Source organism: Colwellia sp. MB02u-10 (genome assembly GCF_014077185.1).
In the GTDB taxonomy this organism is placed as follows: domain Bacteria; phylum Pseudomonadota; class Gammaproteobacteria; order Enterobacterales; family Alteromonadaceae; genus Cognaticolwellia.
In genome coordinates this window covers 40,453-62,110 of sequence record NZ_JACGVK010000105.1, presented here as the reverse complement: position 1 = coordinate 62,110, position 21,658 = coordinate 40,453, and the positions used below count along the sequence as shown (strand labels likewise).

At 41.0% G+C, this 21,658-nt stretch carries 16 protein-coding genes; 13 read left to right on the top strand and 3 right to left on the bottom strand.

What is annotated here, in order from left to right; genetic code table 11:
- Window positions 1-39 precede the first annotated feature (39 nt).
- The 7 genes from flgK to fliD all read left to right on the top strand — a co-directional run bounded on the left by flgK (window position 40) and on the right by fliD (window position 11,005).
- On the top strand, window positions 40-2,046 hold the full coding sequence (flgK, locus tag H4J59_RS05925) for a flagellar hook-associated protein FlgK (protein ID WP_182237678.1): 2,007 nt from the start codon (window positions 40-42) through the stop codon (window positions 2,044-2,046).
- 8 nt (window positions 2,047-2,054) lie between these two features.
- Complete coding sequence (gene flgL, locus H4J59_RS05920) at window positions 2,055-3,257, top strand: flagellar hook-associated protein FlgL (RefSeq protein WP_182237676.1); 1,203 nt, start codon at window positions 2,055-2,057, stop codon at window positions 3,255-3,257.
- A gap of 383 nt (window positions 3,258-3,640) precedes the next feature.
- On the top strand, window positions 3,641-5,104 hold the full coding sequence (locus H4J59_RS19630; RefSeq protein ID WP_182237670.1) for a flagellin: 1,464 nt from the start codon (window positions 3,641-3,643) through the stop codon (window positions 5,102-5,104).
- A 954-nt stretch (window positions 5,105-6,058) separates the two neighbouring features.
- Window positions 6,059-6,526, top strand: a complete 468-nt coding sequence (locus H4J59_RS05910; RefSeq protein ID WP_182237668.1) for an REP-associated tyrosine transposase — start codon at window positions 6,059-6,061, stop codon at window positions 6,524-6,526.
- An 821-nt stretch (window positions 6,527-7,347) separates the two neighbouring features.
- Complete coding sequence (locus H4J59_RS05905; RefSeq protein WP_182237666.1) at window positions 7,348-8,880, top strand: flagellin; 1,533 nt, start codon at window positions 7,348-7,350, stop codon at window positions 8,878-8,880.
- A 164-nt stretch (window positions 8,881-9,044) separates the two neighbouring features.
- The gene (locus H4J59_RS05900; RefSeq protein WP_182237664.1) at window positions 9,045-9,446 is read left to right on the top strand and encodes a flagellar protein FlaG; all 402 of its coding nucleotides are present in this window, start codon (window positions 9,045-9,047) and stop codon (window positions 9,444-9,446) included.
- Between the two features lie 134 nt (window positions 9,447-9,580).
- Window positions 9,581-11,005, top strand: a complete 1,425-nt coding sequence (gene fliD, locus H4J59_RS05895) for a flagellar filament capping protein FliD (RefSeq protein ID WP_182237663.1) — start codon at window positions 9,581-9,583, stop codon at window positions 11,003-11,005.
- Window positions 11,006-12,186: 1,181 nt separating this feature from the next.
- Here the strand turns inward: fliD and H4J59_RS05890 are convergent.
- The 3 genes from H4J59_RS05890 to H4J59_RS05880 all read right to left on the bottom strand — a co-directional run bounded on the left by H4J59_RS05890 (window position 12,187) and on the right by H4J59_RS05880 (window position 13,381).
- The gene (locus H4J59_RS05890; protein WP_182237661.1) at window positions 12,187-12,627 is read right to left on the bottom strand and encodes a hypothetical protein; all 441 of its coding nucleotides are present in this window, start codon (window positions 12,625-12,627) and stop codon (window positions 12,187-12,189) included.
- Window positions 12,627-13,025 carry a flagellar export chaperone FliS gene (gene fliS / locus H4J59_RS05885; protein ID WP_182237660.1) on the bottom strand — a complete coding sequence of 133 codons (399 nt, stop codon included), beginning with the start codon at window positions 13,023-13,025 and terminating at the stop codon, window positions 12,627-12,629. The genes H4J59_RS05890 and fliS overlap by 1 nt, the downstream gene beginning before the upstream one ends.
- A 71-nt stretch (window positions 13,026-13,096) precedes the next feature.
- A complete protein-coding gene (locus H4J59_RS05880; protein WP_182237658.1) occupies window positions 13,097-13,381 on the bottom strand; it encodes a hypothetical protein in 285 nt (94 codons plus the stop codon).
- Window positions 13,382-13,836: 455 nt separating this feature from the next.
- Between H4J59_RS05880 and H4J59_RS05875 the strand changes: the two genes are divergently transcribed.
- The 6 genes from H4J59_RS05875 (at window position 13,837) to fliG (ending at window position 21,643) form a co-directional block, all read left to right on the top strand.
- Entirely contained in the window at window positions 13,837-15,315 is a 1,479-nt protein-coding gene (locus H4J59_RS05875) for a sigma-54 dependent transcriptional regulator (RefSeq protein ID WP_182237656.1), read from the top strand.
- 388 nt (window positions 15,316-15,703) lie between these two features.
- Window positions 15,704-16,888: a PAS domain-containing sensor histidine kinase gene (locus H4J59_RS05870; RefSeq protein ID WP_182237654.1), complete on the top strand. Its 1,185-nt coding sequence runs from the start codon at window positions 15,704-15,706 to the stop codon at window positions 16,886-16,888.
- Window positions 16,875-18,215, top strand: coding sequence for a sigma-54 dependent transcriptional regulator (locus H4J59_RS05865; protein ID WP_182237652.1), 1,341 nt, complete (start codon window positions 16,875-16,877; stop codon window positions 18,213-18,215). Before H4J59_RS05870 ends, H4J59_RS05865 begins: the two co-directional genes overlap by 14 nt.
- Before the next feature lie 269 nt (window positions 18,216-18,484).
- Window positions 18,485-18,829: a flagellar hook-basal body complex protein FliE gene (gene fliE / locus H4J59_RS05860; RefSeq protein ID WP_182134796.1), complete on the top strand. Its 345-nt coding sequence runs from the start codon at window positions 18,485-18,487 to the stop codon at window positions 18,827-18,829.
- A gap of 47 nt (window positions 18,830-18,876) precedes the next feature.
- Window positions 18,877-20,598 (top strand): flagellar basal-body MS-ring/collar protein FliF, encoded by a 1,722-nt coding sequence (gene fliF, locus H4J59_RS05855; protein ID WP_182237650.1) that lies wholly within the window; start codon window positions 18,877-18,879, stop codon window positions 20,596-20,598.
- Window positions 20,591-21,643 carry a flagellar motor switch protein FliG gene (fliG, locus tag H4J59_RS05850; RefSeq protein WP_182237648.1) on the top strand — a complete coding sequence of 351 codons (1,053 nt, stop codon included), beginning with the start codon at window positions 20,591-20,593 and terminating at the stop codon, window positions 21,641-21,643. The genes fliF and fliG overlap by 8 nt, the downstream gene beginning before the upstream one ends.
- Window positions 21,644-21,658: the final 15 nt, after the last annotated feature.

Below are 21,658 nucleotides of genomic sequence, written 5' to 3'. Positions count from 1 at the left end.
TTCACTGTTGAAATTAACGTTACTGTAGGAGTTTAGGTCATGTCGATTAATCTGTATCAAACTGGTGTTAGTGGTTTACTGTCCGCGCAGCAGCAGTTGGGCACTACAGGTCATAACATTGCTAACGTTAATACTGAAGGTTATACCCGCCAACGTGCTGAACAAGCCGCAATGGCAGGAAATGCTAACAGCGGTAATTTTATTGGCGCGGGTACTTATGTTCAAGACATTACTCGGCTCTACGATCAATTCTCTTATAAAGAACAATTACTCAATAAAAGTAACTTGGGTAATGCAGATTCAATTAGTACTGACCTGAACCAATTAAATCAAATAATGTCATTTTCAAACGAGGCGATTGGTGGCTCTATTGATCGGTTTTATCAAGCGGCTAATGGTATTGCTGACAACCCAAGTGACATTGGTTTACGTAATATCGCCCTTAGCCAAGCCGAGGTATTAGCAACAGACTTTAATAGCTTAAATGATAATTTAGACCAGCTTGAAAAGTCGACTAACGGCGAAATCGAGCAAATAGCGAACAAAATATCGCAAATATCTCTTGATTTAGCCAAAGTTAATGAACAAATATTAGACAATAAAAACCTAGATCAAACCGGTCAACCCAATGATTTATTAGACAAGCGCGACCAATTAGTGAGTCAACTGGGTGAATACACCTCGGTTAATACCATTGAAGACTCTAACGGGGTAATGACCGTTATGATCGGTAATGGCGCAACGCTTGTTGCCGGTACTACGGCTTTGACGGTAAGTGTGCAAGCGGGCGATCCGGACCCATTACAAACAAAATTACAGTTAAATAGTCGCAATGGCTCGGTCGCACTTGATGGCGCTAAGTTGGGTGGCGCTATTGCCGCCAAAATAGAATATCGTGATGAGCATGTTGCCAAAGCGCGCAGCGAACTCAATCGTTTAGCCATGTCAGTGTCACAAACCTTAAATCAAACCCAAGCACAAGGGCTAGATTTAAATGGCAAGCAAGGCCAAGATATCTTTACTGATATTAACAGCACCAGCCTACAAAACTCACGCGTACTCGCCTCATCAAAAAATTCAGGCAGTGTGCAAGCGGGCATAAAAATCACTGACATTTCATTAGTGCCTACCAATGAATTTAGCGTTAAGTATGACGGCTCAGACTATATTATGACCAATGAACTTAATGGTAGCAAAACTACCTTAGCCGAGTCATCTTTGGGCTCTGGGGTTTACTCAACCGATTTTGGCTTTGAATTTAGTGTTAATTCAGGCGCAGCCGATGCTAATGATAGTTTTACGCTGCGCCCAACCGAAAACAGCGCCGCATTAATGCATGTCACGCTTAACGATCCTAAAGGCATAGCCGCAAGCTCTGCAATTTCGATAGCGGCGAATGATAATAACGTCAGTAATGGCGCTGTAAATATTGTCAATGTAACTAACCCAGAAATTGCCCGCACTTTTACCGAAGGCAGCAATGAACAATTAACCGTAGATGTTTATGAAAGTGCGCCAGGTACCTTCGAATACCGGGTTTATAACGCGGCGAATCCACCACCGGCGGCGCCATTAGCCAATGGTAGCTTTGCCGCTGGCGCATCAGCGGTTATTGACATGCCACCATCGCCAGCAACCCCTGCTTTTCAAATAGAAATTGCCGGTTTACCCGTTGGGCAAGGGGAATTTGCTCGGGAAAAATTTACTATCTCAGATGCTTTTGGCTCAGGTAATGCCAGCAACGCCAGCATAATGGCGGCCACGCAAGAACAACAGATTTTAGGCGGCGGTAAACAAACCTTTAACCAAGCATTAGCCACGGCCAGCGCTAATGTAGGGTCAAATGCCAGTTCGGCTGAATTTGTTGCTGACACAGCGCAGGCACTGTACACCCAAGCCTATAACCGCAATCAATCTAAGTCAGGGGTAAATCTTGATGAAGAAGCGGCAAACTTATTGAAATACCAACAAGCCTACCAAGCGTCGTCACAGATAATTTCAGTGGCAAATACCATTTTCGACACATTACTAGCAGCCACTAGATAGGAGTTATTATGCGCGTTTCTACAGCACAGTTTTATATTCAAAGTGGCTTAAAAATGTCTGATCAGCAGTCTAGCCTTAACGAACAAGCTAATAAAATTTCTAGTGGTAAGCAGGTTGTAACCGCCAAAGACGACGCCGTAGCCTATGGCACCTTAGCCGGTTATAAAAATGATTTGGCCAATATTGATAAGTATCAACGTAATATTACCCAAGCAGAAAATCACAACAGTTTAATTGATACCACGCTAGCCAGTGCTGAAGGCATGATAAATGAATTAAAAGACTTAATGCTACAAGCTAATAATGGTGCCTACACCGCCGATGACCTTGCCGCTATGGGCCAACAGGCCAGCCAAAGTTTGCAGCAAATACTCGGCATTGCCAATACCCAAGATCAATCGGGCAGTTATGTTTTTGCCGGTTACCAAATTGACGATGCCCCGTTTGCTCTACAAGCCGATAACTCGGTGAACTATCGCGGTGATAATGGTGTTAGAGAATTACAAATAGCCAAAAACGTTACCATAGCCACTAATCAAAGTGGTGAGCAGGTGTTTGAAAAAGTGCCCAATGCTGTTGGCGACTTTTCTGCCACTTATAATAACAATACTTCAGGCATAGCGGTTGAACGGGCGGTTGTCGCTGATGCGAGTAGTTATAATAGTGCGGCAAATCCAGCAGACTTCACCTTTAATTTTAGCACAGCCACTGACTTAAGCATTACGGACGGCGCCGGTAACGTGACCAATATCGCGGATTACGCACCAGGGCAAACCATTGCCTTTAACGGTATTGAGGTTAAATTAAGTGGCAACCCGTTGCCGGGCGATAACTTCTCGCTAACACCGGAACAAAATGTCGGTGTTTTTGAGACAATAAAATCCGCCATTGATTGGATTAACAACAAGGCCAGTGGCAAAGATGACCCACAAGTGCAAGTTGACTATAATCAAATTCTTAACCAATTAGGTGATTCAATTAACCACCTAACGTCTAGCCGAGCAGAGTCGGGTATTAACTTACAAGTTATCGACCGTCAAAAAAGTAACCATTTAGATACTGAGTTGTATTTAACCTCAGGTAAATCATCGATTGAAGATTTAGATATTGCTAAAGCTTATTCTACTTTTGAACAATCGAAAGTAGCGCTGCAAGCGGCGCAGCAAACCTTTACTCAGGTACAAGGTTTGACTTTGTTTAATTATATTTAATCACACTTTTAAGTACTATTTTAAGCACTAGTTAAGGCTAAATTTAGCCTAAAACGTGGTGTTTATATTAGCTTGCTTAATTTTGGTACAGATGTTGCTTTATGCTTTGGTAGAAGTATTAAGCATAAATAAAAACATAAAGTCGGCGGTTTCAGCTTGTAAGGCTTAATCGAAAAAATCATGGCGACTAAGGGCAATGAAGCCCAAATGCATTGAATAAGTTGTTTTAGCCATAAGTTGTTTTAGCATTGATAAGTTTTAGTAATGATAAACACGGGCTGAAAACTACAGTGTTAGCAGTTTGTACACACAAAGCAAATCGACTAACGCATAACCTAATGCATCACTATGTTAAAGATAATTTTAATTTCTAGGAGTCTATCATGGCCTTATCAGTAATCACCAACACGGCATCATTGAATGCTCAGCGTAATTTAACTAAATCTAGTAATGATTTGGCCACCTCAATGGAACGTTTATCATCGGGTATGCGTATTAACAGCGCCAAAGATGACGCGGCCGGTTTACAAATTTCAAACCGTTTAACTTCACAAATTAATGGTTTAGGCGTTGCGCAACGAAACGCCAATGACGGCATTTCAATGGCGCAAACCGCAGAGGGCGCCATGTCCGCCTCTACTGATATTTTACAACGTATGCGTGAACTCGCCTTGCAATCGGCTAACGGGTCAAACTCATCTGAAGACCGTGACGCCATGCAAAAAGAAGTGTCAGCTTTACAATCTGAATTAACCCGTATTGCTGATACCACCTCATTTGGTGGTCAAAAATTATTAGACGGTAGTTTTGGTACTAAAAACTTCCAAGTCGGCGCTAATGCTAATGAAACTATCTCAGTCACTATGAGTGATACCTCAGCTGATGCTATAGGTGGCTCTAAAGTCATGTTAGAAGGTGCTGATAACACAGGTTTTGGTGGTGCTGTGGTAGGCGTTTCAGTACCTAACAGTCCTATTACGGCGGATGGTGATATTACCTTTAGTGTTGGTGATGTGGATACACCGGTTACTATTGCTGCTAACTCTTCGGCTGAAACTGCGGCTGCTGAGATAAGTTTAGCAGATGGCTTTTCTGCAACAGCAAAAACAGAAGTTACATTAGGTGTACCTAGCGTAGGTGGTGATGTAGGTTTTGTGCTAAACGGAGAACCTATTGCAGCGGTTACTGTGAGTACGAGTAGCCAGTCTGCACTTGCCGATGCTATTAATGCTGTTACCGAAGCTACAGGCGTTACAGCAACTCATAACTCTGATGGTACTATTTCATTGGCTGATGATACTGGTGAGGATATAAGAATAGATGACTATGATAATAGTACAGGAGGTGCTTTTACTACTACTTTAACCTCAGTTGATGTTAACGGTGACTCTAATTCTATTGTAAACATAACTGCGACTAATGTCGCTGCAAGAGTTGTCGGAACGGTAGAAATAACATCAACAAAGCCATTTACCCTAGATAGTGCAAATCCAAAAATAACCGGCGCTGATGCCGTAGCTTCAGAGGTAAATGCGGTAATCAATGTTGATTTAGCTACAGAGCAAGGTGCACAAGACGCTCTGGCTATGATTGATGGCGCATTAGCACAAATTGACAGCGAACGCGCTGATTTAGGTGCGGTGCAAAACCGTTTTGACTATACCATCAGTAATTTATCTAATATTCAAGAAAATTTATCAGCGTCACGTGGCCGTATTCAAGACACTGATTTTGCGGTAGAGACAGCTAACTTGACCAAGAACCAAATCTTGCAACAAGCGGGTACCTCAATTTTAGCGCAAGCGAATCAAATACCGCAGGCGGCCATTAGTTTACTTGGTGGTTAATTTCATCCGTTAACAAATAGATCAGCCGCATTAATAGGCTTAATAAAAAACCGAACTTACGTTCGGTTTTTTTGTTTTTATGATTTAATGCTTCGTGATGTGTAGGTTTTTTTGTAGGGCGTGCAGCGCTGTTGTAGGGGCGACTTCAGTCGCCAAATAGCAGATATCAAAATACCCTCTTTACTCCATTTATACTCAGGCGAATAAATTCGCCCCTACAAGGCTCATAATTCGCATGGCGTGCAGGGCATTTTGTAGGGGCGACTTCAGTCGCCAAATAGCAGATATCAAAATACCCTCTTTATTCCGTTTATACTCAGGCGAATAAATTCGCCCCTACAAGGCTCATAATTCGCATGGCGTGCAGGGCATTTGTAGGGGCGACTTCAGTCGCCAGATAGCAGATATCACAATACCGTCTTATTCCATTTATGCTCAGGCGAATAAATTCGCCCCTACAAGGCGCATAATTCCCATGGCGTGCAGGGCTTTTGTAGGGGCGACTTTAGTCGCCAGATAGCAGATATCAAAATACCCTCTATATTCCATTTATCCTCAGGCGAATAAATTCGCCCCTACAAGACTCATAATTCGTATGGCGTGCAGGGCATTTGTAGGGGCGACTTTAGTCGCCAGATAGCTGAAATAAAAATACCCACTTATTCCGATTATACCCAGGCGAATAAATTCGCCCCTACAAGGCTCATAATCCGTATGGCGTGCAGGGCTTTTGTAGGGGCGACTTCAGTCGCCAGAGAGCTAAAATAAAAATACCCTCTATATTCCATTTATACTCAGGGAATAAATTCGCCCCTACAAGGGTTCATAATTCGCGTGGTATGTAGGAAATTCTGTAGGGGCGACTTCAGTCGCCAGATGCCAAATAACATTTTAGAAATTATATCCACATATCCGACTATAATAAAAATACATTGCATCAAAAGGATTTTGACTATGTCACGTAATAACCTCATGAAAGGCAGAGCATCACTCAAACATAATATTTACCACATAACAGCATGTACAGAAAATCGTCAGCCCTTTTTTCATAACTTCCAATACGCTCGCCTTTTGATAAATGAAATGACGACATTAGTAGCGAAACAAGAGATAAGCTCTATTACCTGGGTAATTATGCCAGACCATTTACATTGGTTATTTCAATTAACGTCAGATAACAATTTATCAAAAGTTATTCAAACATTAAAAGGGCGTAGTTCAAGGGCGATTAATCGGTATGAAAAGGGCGCAGGTTTTTCATGGCAACGCGGTTTTCATGATCACGCCATCAGAACCGAAGAAAATTTATTAGCCGTATCACGTTATATTGTCGCGAATCCATTACGCGCAGGTTTAGTTGATCATGTAGGTAATTATCCGCTTTGGGATTCAGTGTACTTACAAGATGAAACTGGCGAATAAATTCGCCCCTACAAGGCTCATAATTCGTATGGCGTTTTGGGCTTTTTGTAGGGGCGACTTCAGTCGCCAAACCCCAAGTATTAAAACGCACACATTATTTTCCAATGTTATCCCCAGGCGAATAAATTCGCCCCTACAAGTTCATCATTCGTGTGTTCTGTAGGGGCGACTGTAGGGGCGACTTCAGTCGCCCAACCCCCGAGCATTAAAACGCACACATTATTCTCCAATGTTATCCCCAGGCGAATAAATTCGCCCCTACAAGTTCATCATTCGTGTGTTCTGTAGGGGCGACTGTAGGGGCGAATTCAGTCGCCCAACCCCGAGCATTAAAACGCACACATTATTCTCCAATGTTATCCCCAGGCGAATAAATTCGCCCCTACAAGTTCATCATTCGTGTGTTCTGTAGGGGCGACTTCAGTCGCCAAACCCCGAGTATTAAAACGCACACATTATTCTCCAATGTTATCCCCAGGCGAATAAATTCGCCCCGACAAGTTCATCATTCGTGTGTTCTGTAGGGGCGACTGTAGGGGCGACCTGTAGGGGCGACTTCAGTCGCCAAACCCCGAGTATTAAAACGCACACATTATTCTTCAATGTTATCCCCAGGCGAATAAATTCGCCCCTACAGTCGCCAAAATGGGCTCAAACATTAATTATTAAATAAATTCATAATAAGTTTAAAGTTATTTGAAGAGCTGCCGTTAAAGTATTTAGAACGGGTGCTTTAAAATTTAAATACTACTAAATTGAAGTTCCTGACTTATTAAATTGTTTAACTAACGTATTACATATTGTAATCAGGAGTTTTAAAAATGGCTATTTCAGTAATCACCAATACGGCATCATTAAACGCACAACGTAACTTGTCTAAATCTAGTAATGATTTAGCCACCTCAATGGAACGTTTATCATCGGGTATGCGTATTAACAGCGCCAAAGATGATGCGGCTGGTTTACAAATTTCAAACCGTTTAACTTCACAAATTAATGGTTTAGGCGTAGCGCAACGAAATGCTAACGACGGCATTTCAATGGCGCAAACCGCAGAGGGCGCTATGTCGGCCTCTACTGATATTTTACAACGTATGCGTGAACTCGCCTTGCAATCAGCTAACGGGTCTAACTCATCTGATGACCGTGACGCCATGCAAAAAGAAGTGTCAGCTTTACAATCTGAATTAACCCGTATCTCTGATACCACCTCATTTGGTAGTCAAAAATTATTAGACGGTAGTTTTGGCTCTAAAAACTTCCAAGTCGGTTCTAATGCCAATGAGACTATTGCTATTACTATGACTAGTACAGCCGCTGAAGATATTGGAGTTAGCGCCTCTGCAGCGACGATAGAAGGGGCTGATAATACCGGTTTTGGCGGTGTTAGTGATGCAGCTACAACATTACCAGCATCAGTTATTGATGCATCAACACTTGATTTTACCACAGGTGCCAATACAACAACGGTTGATGTTGGAGTTGGCTCTTCAGCTGAAGCAGCGGCAACGGCTATAAACGATAAGACAGGCGAACATGGTGTTACAGCAACAGCCTCAACGTCAGTAGTCATGGGGATGGCTTCAGCAGTCAGTGGTAATGTAAGTTTTGATCTAAACGGAACATCTATTGCCGCAACAACGATTGCAGCTACAGATCAATCAGCCCTTGCAGCAAAAATTAATGAAACAACAGGCACACATGGTGTTACAGCAACGCATAACGCAACTAACGGTGAAATTACCTTATCAAATGAGACAGGCGCAGATATTACGATTGAGAGCTATAACAATACCAGTAATCTGGCCTCTAGTACTACAGAGGATACCGTTACCCTAGACTATTTAGATAGCGCTGGAACTACTAAAGGGCAGATAACATTAACAGACGATAAAGATGATGGTAGTGGTGGTAATATTGAAGGAGCTGATGCTGCGCGAGTTGCAGGTACCATTGAACTAACAGGAACGAGTGAATTCTCAATCGCTTCAACAGATACTAAAACATTAGCGGCCACAGTAACGGCAACGGTAGATATTGATGCTATATCAGATGTAGACTTAGGTACAGAGCAAGGTGCACAAGATGCCTTGGCGGTAATCGATAGCGCATTAGCACAAGTTGACAGCCAACGCGCTGATTTAGGTGCGGTGCAAAACCGTTTTGACTATACCATCAGTAATTTATCTAATATTCAAGAAAACTTATCAGCGTCACGTGGCCGTATTCAAGACACTGACTTTGCGGTAGAAACCGCTAACTTGACCAAGAACCAAATCTTGCAACAAGCAGGTACCTCAATCTTGTCGCAAGCTAACCAATTACCACAAGCGGCATTAAGCTTGTTAGGTTAGGTCTCCAACTCACACTAGGATAGATTTTATCTTAGTGGCATAAGTGAAGGAAGGGGCCATTACTCCTTCCTTTTTGCGTTTTATGGTGAATGAAATTCCACCTAAAAGTAACACTAATAATAGACAGTAACGTCAAGTGTTTAGGTGATAAAAAGGGGTCAGAGATGAATGTAACTAATAGCGACAATAGCCTGGTTAATTCAAGTAACTTAACCAGTAATAAAACTGAGCGATCAGCTTTACATAAAGCAGAGGCTGAAAACGATTTAGCAAAAAATACAGCCCGTATTGAAGAGCAAAGTAAAAGCAGTATCAGTGAAGCAAGCAATACACCAGCGATGACACCCAAGCAATTGGAAAAGGTGGCGCAACAATTGCAAGATTTTATGGGTGAAATGAATCGAAGTTTAGAATTTTTAGTCGATAAAGACTCAGGACGCGATGTGATTAAAGTGCTTGATAAAAGCACCGGCGATTTAGTGAAGCAATATCCATCGGAAGAAGTGTTGGGCATTATTTCTAAATTGTCTAATGCGACGGGTAACTTAATAGATACAGAAATATAAGCTCGATTGGCAGTTATATTGACAGTTATATTAACGGCTATTATTGACGCCCTATGAGTTATTGTTTTTAATGGCCGTTATTTATTTAGGTATACTGTTAGCTAGCACTTACGGCAACAAAAATTGGTGGGATTATGGTAGATATTGCCTTTACAGGTATAGGCTCAGGCCTTCAAGTTTCTGAAATTGTTGACGCGATTGTCGGCGCTGAACGGGCACCATTTGAAAGTCGTTTAAATCGTCGCGAAGCCATAATAACCACGGATATTTCTGCCGTTGGTGCGCTAAAAGGTGGCTTGCAAAATGTTGCCGACGCTATTGAAAATTTAGCCAGTGCAGATAAATATCAACAAAGAAATATCAGCGGTTCTGATAGTTTTGTTGCACTAAGCAGTACAAAAATTGCCGAAGTGGGCAGTTATTCTGTTCAGGTTGACCAACTCGCCAGCACGCATAAACTCGTTTCGGCGGGCATTGACAGCAGCGAAGCTGTGGGTGAAGGTACCTTGACTTTTGCTTCAGGTAGTAACAGTTTTGATATTAGCGTATCAAGCAGTGCAACATTAAGCGATATTCGCGACTCGGTTAACGACAGCCTAGATAACGACGCAATTACCGCCACTATTATTACCGATGATAACGGCCAACATCTTGTTTTTACCAGCAAAGAAACCGGTCTTGCTAACGCCATTAAAGTGACGACCAACGATGCTTCTGACGGCAACAATACGGACAATGCGGGTTTATCTCGTTTAGCTTATGATGCTGACTCAGGCTCGCCTACCTTTGCCACAAATCTTTCAGAAACTAGTGCAGCAACAGACGCAAAAATAACCATAGATGGTGCATTAGTGGTCACCAACAGTAGCAATGAGTTTGTTGATGCTATCGACGGCATAACTATTACAGCAAAAAAAGTGCATGATGTTGATGACAGTATCAGCAAGGCAAGTGTCTCTGAAAATAATACTAATATTAAAGCCGGTATTGAAGGCTTTGTAAAAAGTTATAACGAACTGGTTGATCTTAGCAAGCAACTTGGTGCGTCAAGCGAAGATGGAGTAGGACCACTTGCGGGCGATTCATTATTACGTGGTGTAATGGGTAAACTACGCCAAGAGCTGAGTACCTCATTTGCCAGTAGTGGCAGTGACAATTTAACCTTGAACCAATTAGGCATTCGTGCAGACCGCTTTGGTAAATTAGAACTAGACAGTGAAGATTTAAATGCACAAATAGCATTGAATGTTGGCGGGGTGGAAAACTTTTTTGTTGGCTCTGACGATGCCCCAGGTTTTGCTGCATCACTTAAAACCTTAACTGACTTTTACACTGAGTCAGGTGGTTTAATTGAGGGGCGTATTGACAGTAAAACTAATCAATTAACAACAATAGATGATGAACGCATTGACTTTACTCGTCGTATCGATTCATTAGAAACACGATTATTCGCACAGTATAATGCTATGGACTTGATTGTATCTAATTTGAATGCGACCAGTAGTTATTTAGAACAGCAGCTTGATAACTTGCCAGGTGTGGTAAGAAACAATAATTAACAAGCGCTAAATATAGCCTTGGGCAATTGTTTTGTAGGTCGGACTTTAGTCTGACAACCGTTAAGCGGGTGACTATGTTGTTGATCTGTTTTTATGTTGAAAATGGTTAAATTTCATTTAACTTGTTGGACTGAAGTCCAACCTACATCGAACCGATATCAATCCCACATTCAACCTATCTCTAGCCTACAACGAACCTAGATTAAATCTACATAGTGACTTCGAGTGAAAATATAGCCTTGGGCAATTGTTTTGTAGGTCGGACTTCAGTCTGACAACCGTTAAGCGGGTGATTATGCTGATAGGCCAATAAAACCTGCAGCGGGTATTATGTTGTTGAACTGTTTTTGTGTTGAAAATGGTTAAATTTTATTTAACTTGTTGGACTGAAGTCCAACCTACATCGAACCGATATCAATCCCACATTCAACCTATCTCTAGCCTACAACGAACCTAGATTAAATCTACATAGTCACATCTAGTGAAAATATAACCTTGGGCAATTGTTTTGTAGGTCGGACTTCAGTCCGTCAACCGTTAAGCGGGTGATTATGCTGATAGGCCAATAAAACCTGTAGCGGGTATTATGTTGTTGAACTGTTTTTGTGTTGAAAATGGTTAAATTTCATTTAACTTGTTGGACTGAAGTCCAACCTACATCAAGCATCCAACCAACCTAGATTAAACCTACATCAAGCCCACATCGAACCTACAACCAATCTAGATTAAATCTACATAGTGACTTTGAGTAAAAATATAGCTTTGGCAATTGTTTTGTAGGTCGGACTTCAGTCTGACAACCGTTAAGCGGGTGATTATGCTGATAGGCCAATAAAACCTGTAGCGGGTATTATGTTGTTGATCTGTTTTTATGTTGAAAATGGTTAAATTTTATTTAACTTGTTGGACTGAAGTCCAACCTACATCCAGCCGAAATATAACCGACATCCAGCCCACCTCCAATCTAGATTAAACCTAGATTAAACCTAGATTAAATCTACATAATGACTTTGAGTGAAAATATAGCCTTGGGCAATTGTTTTGTAGGTCGGACTTCAGTCTGACAACCGATAAGCGGGTGATTATGCTGATAGGCCAACAAACCCCTGCAGCAGGCATTATGTTGTTGATCAGTTTAGAAAAGGTGGCATGGTAATAGTAGTGTTATCTGCTGAGTATCTTTACCGTTTTTGATAGAGGTTTATCGCTTTTCTGTTTTTCTTTAGGGTCAAAATTTCTGACTTGGCTGACTCTTGAGTACGATTTACTTTTTCAATAAGTTGGCTGTCGAGTGCCGCCATAGTTTGCAGTTCTGCAAGGTGTAATTGCAATTCTTCTGGGCTAAAGTGTTCGAATAACTGATAAATTTTATCTTCTCTGTGCTTTATTAATTTAAGCAGCTTTGCTGTATTAATTTGCTCGCTGTTATCGTGGCTGGTTGACTCTGCAATCGACTTTTTATTCTCTCCTACACTGTCTATTCCACTCTCTATTCTGCCCTCTGTTCCACTCTCTACTTTATTCTCACTCTGACCCTGAATATCTGCGGTATCTAAAAGCTTAAGGAGCAGTTTAGATACCTCAATAATATCAGTTAAATTTTCAATGGCTGTTAAAGCCACTAGAAGCTTACTTCTTGTTGAGTATCAAGGGGTATGTTATCCCAGCCTGACTTAATAGGGATTAATATTTGAGCAATTTCATTAAGTTTATCAATATCATTACTTAAGCTAGCGGCTAGTAATTGTTCTGAGCAATAAACGTAGATAGAGGCTAAATTATTGGATATTTCTCCGCCTTGTTTAAAATCAAGTGAGGCTTGTAATACACCTATAATGGAAATGGCGTTTGAAATCTCAGCGCCTTTTTTAGCGTAATTTTTTTGGTTAATAGCGCCTTTAGCGGTAGCAATGTTATCGAGTAATTTTTGAAACAACATGGCAACCAATTGATAAGGTGACGCTTGTTGAGCTGTGCTTTTGTTAACTTGTTGATATTTTTTTAATGACGCGTGAATCATAGATATCTCCAGCTGTAAGACAATAATCTATTATACTAAAATACATTAGATTTAAAATTGAATATTATAAATTATAGTAAAGCTTGGTTATTAATGGTGACTGCAAAACCTTCGCTTTTAGCCTTTTCGTAAGCGGCGAGTAACACACCGTGCTCAATGGCTTTAGGGTCTGCAACTATGCCGTTATCGGCCACTTCAATATTGTCCCAACCGCGTGTTACTAAATAGTCTTCTATCTGCACAAGCTGCTCTTCTAGCGGCATATTTACTGAGAACATATTGAACTCGTATCTGTCGCCTTTTTGAAAGCTGCCATTATCTTTCATAAGCTCAGCTGTGCCATTAATAATTAACATCGAATATTCCTACTAAATTTTATTTCTAATCGTGTTGCTCAGACAAGCTTATTTCATGCCACTTTTGATTTAGACTTAAAAAAAACAGTATTGTAATGAAATATAAGCAATTATCTGCTTGTTTAAATACCAAAATCATTCAAGTGATTATAGGTAAGCTTAGTTGTTGTTTTTTTGACATGGCGTTAATAGGGCGTTTTTTACTTGTGTGCATGTGAGTATTAACCGCAAGCTATTTTCGTTGTTTACCCTGTATCGGCTGGCTTCTTTTTTACTTTAACTGACAATAAAATGACAGACAAGTGTCAATTTATTGTTGATTAATCACGGCAGCAAGTGAATAATGGCGGCAGCTTATAATAATAAATGACTTGTTAGGCTCTACGTAAGGTCAAAAGTAAGATCAAAAAACGCAAGATGAGCAAACGTGAAGTCAACAAATACAAAGGCAAACAATGCAAGAGAAAAAATATATTTTAGTCGTCGATAATGATGCGACAAGACGCCACCAAATAGAAACAGTTTTAGCTTTTGTTGGCGAGTATTTTCATGTTTTTGCTGAAGAAGAAATTGATCAATATCTAGCTGAAGTGCCGAATGTTCTGACCATTATTTTATGTGGTGACGTTTCTGAAAAGTTACAAAATATTATTAAATCTCAGCCAACCTATCCTTTTATTTATCATGATTTTATTGATAAAAAACAATTGAGTGGTTATGTCAACGTGATTGGTGAATTAACCACACCGCTAAATTATGCACAATTGACCGAGTTAGTGCACCATAGTCACCAGTACCATAATAACCTGCCGTCAAAACGTGGTTTTAATCGTCCAAACTCTTTATTTCGCTCTTTGGTGGGTACGAGTAGTGCAATGCAAGAGGTACGATTTTTAATTGAACAAGTGGCTTCTACTTCGGCCAGTGTTTTGATTTTAGGCGAGTCGGGCACAGGTAAAGAGGTGGTCGCGCGTAATATTCATAACTTGTCAGAGCGAAGCAAAGGGCCATTTGTGCCGGTTAATTGTGGTGCTATTCCCGCTGATTTATTAGAAAGTGAACTGTTTGGCCATGAAAAAGGGGCATTTACCGGTGCTATTTCTACGCGCAAAGGTCGCTTTGAAATGGCGGAAGGCGGCACACTATTTCTCGATGAAATTGGTGATATGCCACAACCCATGCAAGTAAAATTATTACGTGTGTTACAAGAACGAACCTTTGAACGGGTAGGTGGTGCTAAAAGTTTAAAAGCTAATGTGCGAATTGTTGCAGCGACACATCAACATTTAGAAGACATGATTAAAACTAATCATTTTCGTGAAGATCTTTACTATCGATTAAATGTTTTTCCTATCGAAACTCCGTCGCTAAGAGAGCGAAAAGAAGATATTCCACTCTTGTTGCAAGAGCTTATTTCACGATTTTCTGCTGAGCAAGGGCAGTCAGTGCGCTTTACTGAACAAGCGATTGAATCGTTAAAAGAGCATACCTGGGCCGGTAATGTGAGAGAACTCTCCAATTTAATTGAACGTATGATTATTATGTATGGCGAGCAGGTGGTTAATGTTGGACAACTACCGTTGAAGTATCAACACTTAGACATAGATGATTATCAACCTGAATATCCTGAAGAGTTACAAGAACGTGAAGCGATTAATGAAATGTTTTCAGGTGCTGATTATGACGATGAAGAAGAGGCTATAGCACAAACAAGCTCAGCAGATGCGAGCGCTGATAGTGGCAATATCCTTGATGTGTTGCCCAATAATGGTCTGAACCTAAAAGAGTATTTAGCTGATTTAGAAATTTCCTTGATTAACCAAGCCTTAGGTAAAAATGATTGGGTTGTTGCTCGTTCAGCTGAGCTTTTAGGTATGCGCCGCACTACCTTGGTAGAGAAAATGCGTAAATATAATCTCCAGAAAGTCAGTTAATTATTCATTCATAGCTATCAGCGCTAGGTAACAGCAAGACAAGTTAGCGCTGCTTTGTTAGCTTGATTGCGTAAAACGCCCTTGAAATAATGATTATTTCAAGGGCGTTTTACTTTTTAGCTCAGCCAATAAAGTCAGTTATACCCATTGTTTAAATACGCATTGTTTAAATAGACATTGTTTAAATAGACATTGTTTAAATACAGATGGTAATAGCGCTTTTAGCTCGCCGTTCAGTGTTCTTTTAACGCTTTGATGATGTTAGCCATTTTATTGACAGCCAATTTTAATCGAAATAATGTGCTTTAGTTACTGAATAATATCAGTTTAATTGGTTGGCATGCTTAATGCTTTGTTCGAGTGTACTTCCTTACTCGGGTAAAATATTATGGCACTTGCCTATTCGACATCGACCAATTCTTCTTCAGCCAATTCTGCGCTGAATCGTGTAGTAACTTCATTTGATGAGGTTAGTCTTAAACGCGAGCAATCCAATCGACTAGAAAGCGAAAACTACGCGGGTGAATTGGCGTACTTACGTCAACAAAACAAACAACTGCAACACGTTATTGATGTTATGCCAACGGGGATGATCATGCTTGATGGCAACGGTATTGTGGTGAAAATTAATGACAGCGCTAAACGTTTGCTTGATGAGCCCATTTTGGGTCAACCTTGGTTTGGTGTGATTAAACGCTCTTTTAAACCCCGCGCTGATGATTGGCACGAGGTTTCGTTAAATGATGGTCGCCGGGTAAAATTAGAAATTACCACTTTAGGTGGTCAACCTGGGCAGTTGATCATGATCACTGATTTAACCGAAACGCGACTTTTACAAGATAAGCTTGGCCAATTACAGCGACTATCGTCTTTAGGGCGTATGGTGTCAAAATTGGCTCATCAAATTCGTACGCCCTTATCGGCTGCCATGTTGTATGGCGCTAATCTACGCAATAAAAAACTTAGCCCTGATGCACGGGTTAATTTTCAAGACAAATTAATGTTACGCCTACATGACTTAGAGCAGCAAGTTAATGACATGTTGTTGTTTGCTAAAAGTGGCAGTAAAGCGGTTGTTGAACCGCTTAATATCAACCAACTGATTGAGCAAGCCAAGCAAGCCATTGAGCCGCAAGTGAGTCAAGCTGGCGCAAAAGTTAATCTGCACTTTTGCCAACAAGGCTGTGAAATTTTAGGCAATATGAGTGCTTTGTCGGGGGCAATTCACAACTTAATACACAATAGTTTATCTGTCATTAAAGCCAATGCCGTTATCAACATTAGTGCTTACTGTCAGGACGAATATGCCTATATTAGTGTGCGTGATAATGGCCCTGGCATTAGTGGTGAGCTAGCCGATAAAATATTCGAACCTTTTTATACCTCAAGAAGCCAAGGCACAGGTTTAGGCCTAGCGGTGGTAAAATCTGTCACTAATGCACACCAAGGTGAAGTGAGCTTGTTAAGTCAGCCAGGTGAAGGGGCACATTTTTGTATGAAAATACCTTTACTGGTCAGTGAAGAGACTAACACGGCATTTTTGTCTAAGGAGCTTAGTCATGAGCACAAGTAAAATAATGGTTGTTGAAGATGATGCCGGACTGAGAGAGGCACTGGTTGATACTTTGCTGTTAGCGGGCTATCAATGTTTAGCCGTAGACTCAGGCGAAGACGCACTGATAAAACTTAAGTCGCATAACGTCGATTTAGTGGTGAGTGATGTACATATGGGCGGCATGTCAGGCCTGTCGTTATTGAAAAGTATTCGCCATAACTATCCAAAATTGCCAGTATTGATCATGACCGCCTATGGCACTATTGATGATGCTGTACAGGCCATGCGAGACGGTGCACGCAATTATATGGCCAAACCCTTTGCGCCAGAAGTTTTACTGAATATGGTCAGTCAGTATGTGCCGTTACAAGTGAATGATGGTGGTGATCCTGTTGTGGCTGATGCGCAAAGTCTTGAGTTATTAAAGCTCGCCAAAAAAGTGGCAAATACTGACGCCTCTGTGATGGTTTTGGGACCTAGTGGCTCAGGTAAAGAAGTGCTGGCACAATATATTCACAATTACTCACCACGTAGCCAAGCGCCTTTTATCGCGATTAACTGTGCGGCTATTCCTGAAAATATGCTTGAAGCCACTTTATTTGGTTATGAAAAAGGCGCTTTTACGGGCGCTATTCAAGCTTGTCCGGGTAAGTTTGAACAAGCGCAAGGCGGCACTATTTTACTTGATGAAATAACAGAAATGGACTTAAGTTTACAAGCCAAAATTTTACGCGTGTTGCAAGAGCGAGAAGTAGAACGCATAGGTGGACGTAAAACCATCAGCTTAGATGTCAGAGTAATAGCCACCAGTAATCGCGATTTAAAAGCCGCGGTGCAAAGTGGTATTTTTAGAGAAGACTTATATTATCGACTGAATGTATTCCCATTAACCTGGTTGCCACTTAATGAACGCCGAGATGACATTCTGCCCTTGGCGACACATCTTATTAGCCGTATTTGTCAAAAAGACGGTAATGTTATTCCTGAATTCACCGTCGCCGCGCGTAGTAAATTACTGGCTTACGACTGGCCGGGTAATGTGCGAGAGTTAGACAATGTTATTCAACGGGCGTTAATTTTACAAAGTGATCGTTGCATTGATGCGAATGATTTATTGATCGATGATTTTGAAACCCACAAGGTAGCAAGTGAGGCAGTAGACGCTGAAAAAAACGACAAACTCGGCAGTGAACTTAAACTACAAGAACATCAAATAATATTAGACACTTTGCATGCTTGTCGCGGCAGTCGTAAAGATGTGGCTGAGCGTTTAGGTATTAGTCCACGCACCTTACGTTATAAAATTGCGCGTATGCGTGATAGTGGTATTAATATCCCACTTTAAAAAAATAGGCTTAGTACCTGTTTGTAACAAAAAAACGACGCTTTAACGTCGTTTTTTTCGTTTCATTAATTATTTATTTATATTTACTATATTTATTTATTTTCAGTTTCTATCTGATTTTAAAGTCTTTTTAAAAACTTTAAAAGATATTCTAGCTTTTTTATCAGGTGATTTTTTCAATATTTTGCGATATTATTTAGCTTGGCACTATGCTTGCTTTAGTCTTAGGTAACATTAAGTAACAAGAAATTGACGAAAGCGAGATAGCCATGGATATTAAAACTAATTCTTTATACGCCCAAATGCAAAGCATGTCGATGGAAGCTATGGGTAATAAACTACCCATAGGTGAAGCAAATGGCATGGGCACACCACCGGTGAGCAAAGCCGGTAGTGACTTTGGTAGCTTGTTAAAAGATGCTGTAAATAATGTCAATGAGCTACAACAAGATGCGGGTGCAAAGCGTACCGCTTTTGAACTTGGCGATCGCAGTGTTACTTTGGCTGACACTATGATTTCGGCGTCAAAGGCAGGTATTGCTTTCGATGCGACCGTTCAGGTGCGTAATAAGTTTGTTGAAGCTTATAAAGAAATTATGAGCATGCCAGTATAGCGGCTCAGTGGTTAAGCATAAAACGATAGTGACGCGGAGAGAAGTAAGTGGCAGATTCAACAAACAACACAAATTTAACCTTGGCAGATGGTAACAATGATTTAGTCGCCAATGATAGTTCAGATGATGTTGGTGAACAAAAGTCAGGTTTAGCCGCTGCTATGGGTAATGTTGATTTTCTACGTCAAATGACCATAGTGATTGCGCTAGCGATTTGTTTCGCGATTGCTGTGTTTGTTATCATGCTAGCCAATGAAGCCGAATATCGTTTTTTAACTAAATTGCCGACCGAGCAATTGATTAAAACCATGGATTTTCTGGACAGCAAGCAAGTTGAATACCGTCAAGAAAACAACACAATATCGGTAGAAAGTAACCAATACCAAGATGTTAAGTTGATGCTAGCTCGTGGCGGCCTAAGTGGTGCGCCTTCTGAAGGCAGCGAAATTCTTATGCAAGATATGGGGTTTGGTGTGAGTCAACGGCTTGAAACTGAACGTTTAAAGCATTCTAGAGAGCAGCAACTTGCCCGAACCATTGAAGAGTTAAAATCTATTTCACGCGCTCGAGTTTTATTAGCCATTCCGCGTGAAAATGTTTTCGCTAAACGTGAGAAAAACCCGTCAGCTACTGTGGTACTGACCTTGAGTCGGGGTCGTCTGCTATCTGAAGAAGAAGTTGACGCTGTAGTAGATATTGTCGGATCGGCCGTGCAAAGTTTATCGCCCAATCGGGTCACGGTGACTGACCAAAATGGTCGTTTATTAAATTCTGGCTCACAAAATTCTGTGTCGTCACGCTCACGTAAAGAATTCGAAATTGAACAAAAACGCGAAGCAGAATATATGAATAAGATTGATTCGATCTTAATTCCAGTAGTAGGTTTAGGTAACTTTACCGCACAAGTTGACGTGGCCATGGACTTTACCAATACCGAAGAAACTCAACGACGTTATAATTCAGATTTACCAGCTTTGCGCAGCGAAATGAAAGTTGAAGATAATACCATTGGTGGTTTACTGGGTGGTATTCCAGGTGCGTTAACTAATCAACCACCACTGGACAGTAATATTCCCGAAGATGCTACGGGCAATGCTCAACAGCAAACCATGCCGGGCCGCAAACATACAGAGTCGACACGTAATTATGAACTCGACGAGGCTATTAGCTATACCAAACAACAAACTGGCGTTATTCATCGCATTAGTGTCTCTGTTGCCTTAGATTACTTGTCTGAGCTCAATGCTGAAGGTGAGCCTGTACCCACACCACGCTCTGTACAAGAAATGGCCAATATTCGTCGTTTATTGCAAGGCAGTATTGGTTTTAATTTACAACGTGGTGATTCATTAGAGGTGGTTACTTTACCGTTTTCTCGTCCAGAAATTATAGCTGTGGCTCCACTAGCCTGGTGGAAAGATCCTACTATTTATAAATATGCAAAATTGCTTGGGGCGGTTATCTTAATTGCTATTCTGTTTATTGCGGTGGTGCGTCCGATGTTAAAACGCCTAATTCACCCGGAAAAAACCCCGAGTGATTACGGTGATAAGTCGCTTGATAGTCATGTCGATTTGGGTGATGAAACCATGGATATGTTGTCATCTGAGTTAGATGCTAGCTCAATTGGCTTTGCTCCTGATGGTAGTTTACAATTGCCTGATTTACATCGTGATGGCGATATATTAAAGGCGGTACGGGCCTTAGTGGCAAACGAGCCAGAATTATCATCGCAAGTCGTTAAAAGTTGGTTAACCGAAAATGAGTGATGAAAACCAAGAACTAGCAGAGCAACAATCGTCTAGCTATGACGTCAATAAACTTGACGGCGCCGAAAAAGCTGCGATTTTATTGTTGAGCCTTTCAGAAGAAGATGCTGCACAAATACTCAAACACTTAGAGCCGAAGCAAGTGCAAAAAGTGGGTATGATCATGGCCGGTATGGAAGATTTCACTCAACAAAAAATTACCGCCGTGCATAAGTTATTTATTAACGAAATTCAAAATTTTTCTACTATTGGTTTCAAAAGTGAAGAGTTTGTTCGCAAAGCATTAACCGCAGCATTAGGCGAAGATAAAGCGGGTAACCTTATTGATCAAATTGTCAAAGGTGGTGGTGCTAAGGGCCTTGATTCTTTGAAATGGATGGACTCGAAGCAAGTGGCGAACATTATTCGTAATGAACATCCTCAAATTCAAACCATCGTTTTATCTTACCTTGAACCGGATCAATCAGCAGAAATACTGACCCAGTTCGCCGACAAAGTACGCTTGGATCTTATGATGCGTATTGCTAATTTAGAAGAAGTTCAACCCGCGGCATTACAAGAATTAAATGAGATCATGGAAAAACAATTTGCCGGTCAAGCGGGTGCACAAGCCGCGAAAATGGGCGGCCTGAAAGCGGCTGCAGACATTATGAACTATTTAGATAATAATGTTGAAGGTATGTTGATGGCTTCAATTCGTGAACATGACGAAGAAATGAGCCAACAAATACAAGACCTTATGTTTGTCTTTGAAAACCTTGCTGATGTTGACGATCGAGGTATCCAAGCCATTTTAAGAGAAGTTCAGCAAGATGCGCTAATGAAAGCAATAAAAGGTGCTGACGAAGCCTTAAAAGAAAAAATTATGGCCAATATGTCTAAACGTGCTGCAGAAATGCTAGCGGATGATCTTGAAGTGATGGGCCCAGTACGCATTAGTGAAGTTGAAGCAGCGCAAAAAGAAATTTTGGCGGTTGCACATCGATTATCTGATGCCGGTGAAATTATGCTTGGTGGCGGCGGTGGCGGCGATGAATTCTTATAATCAAACATCAGAGAG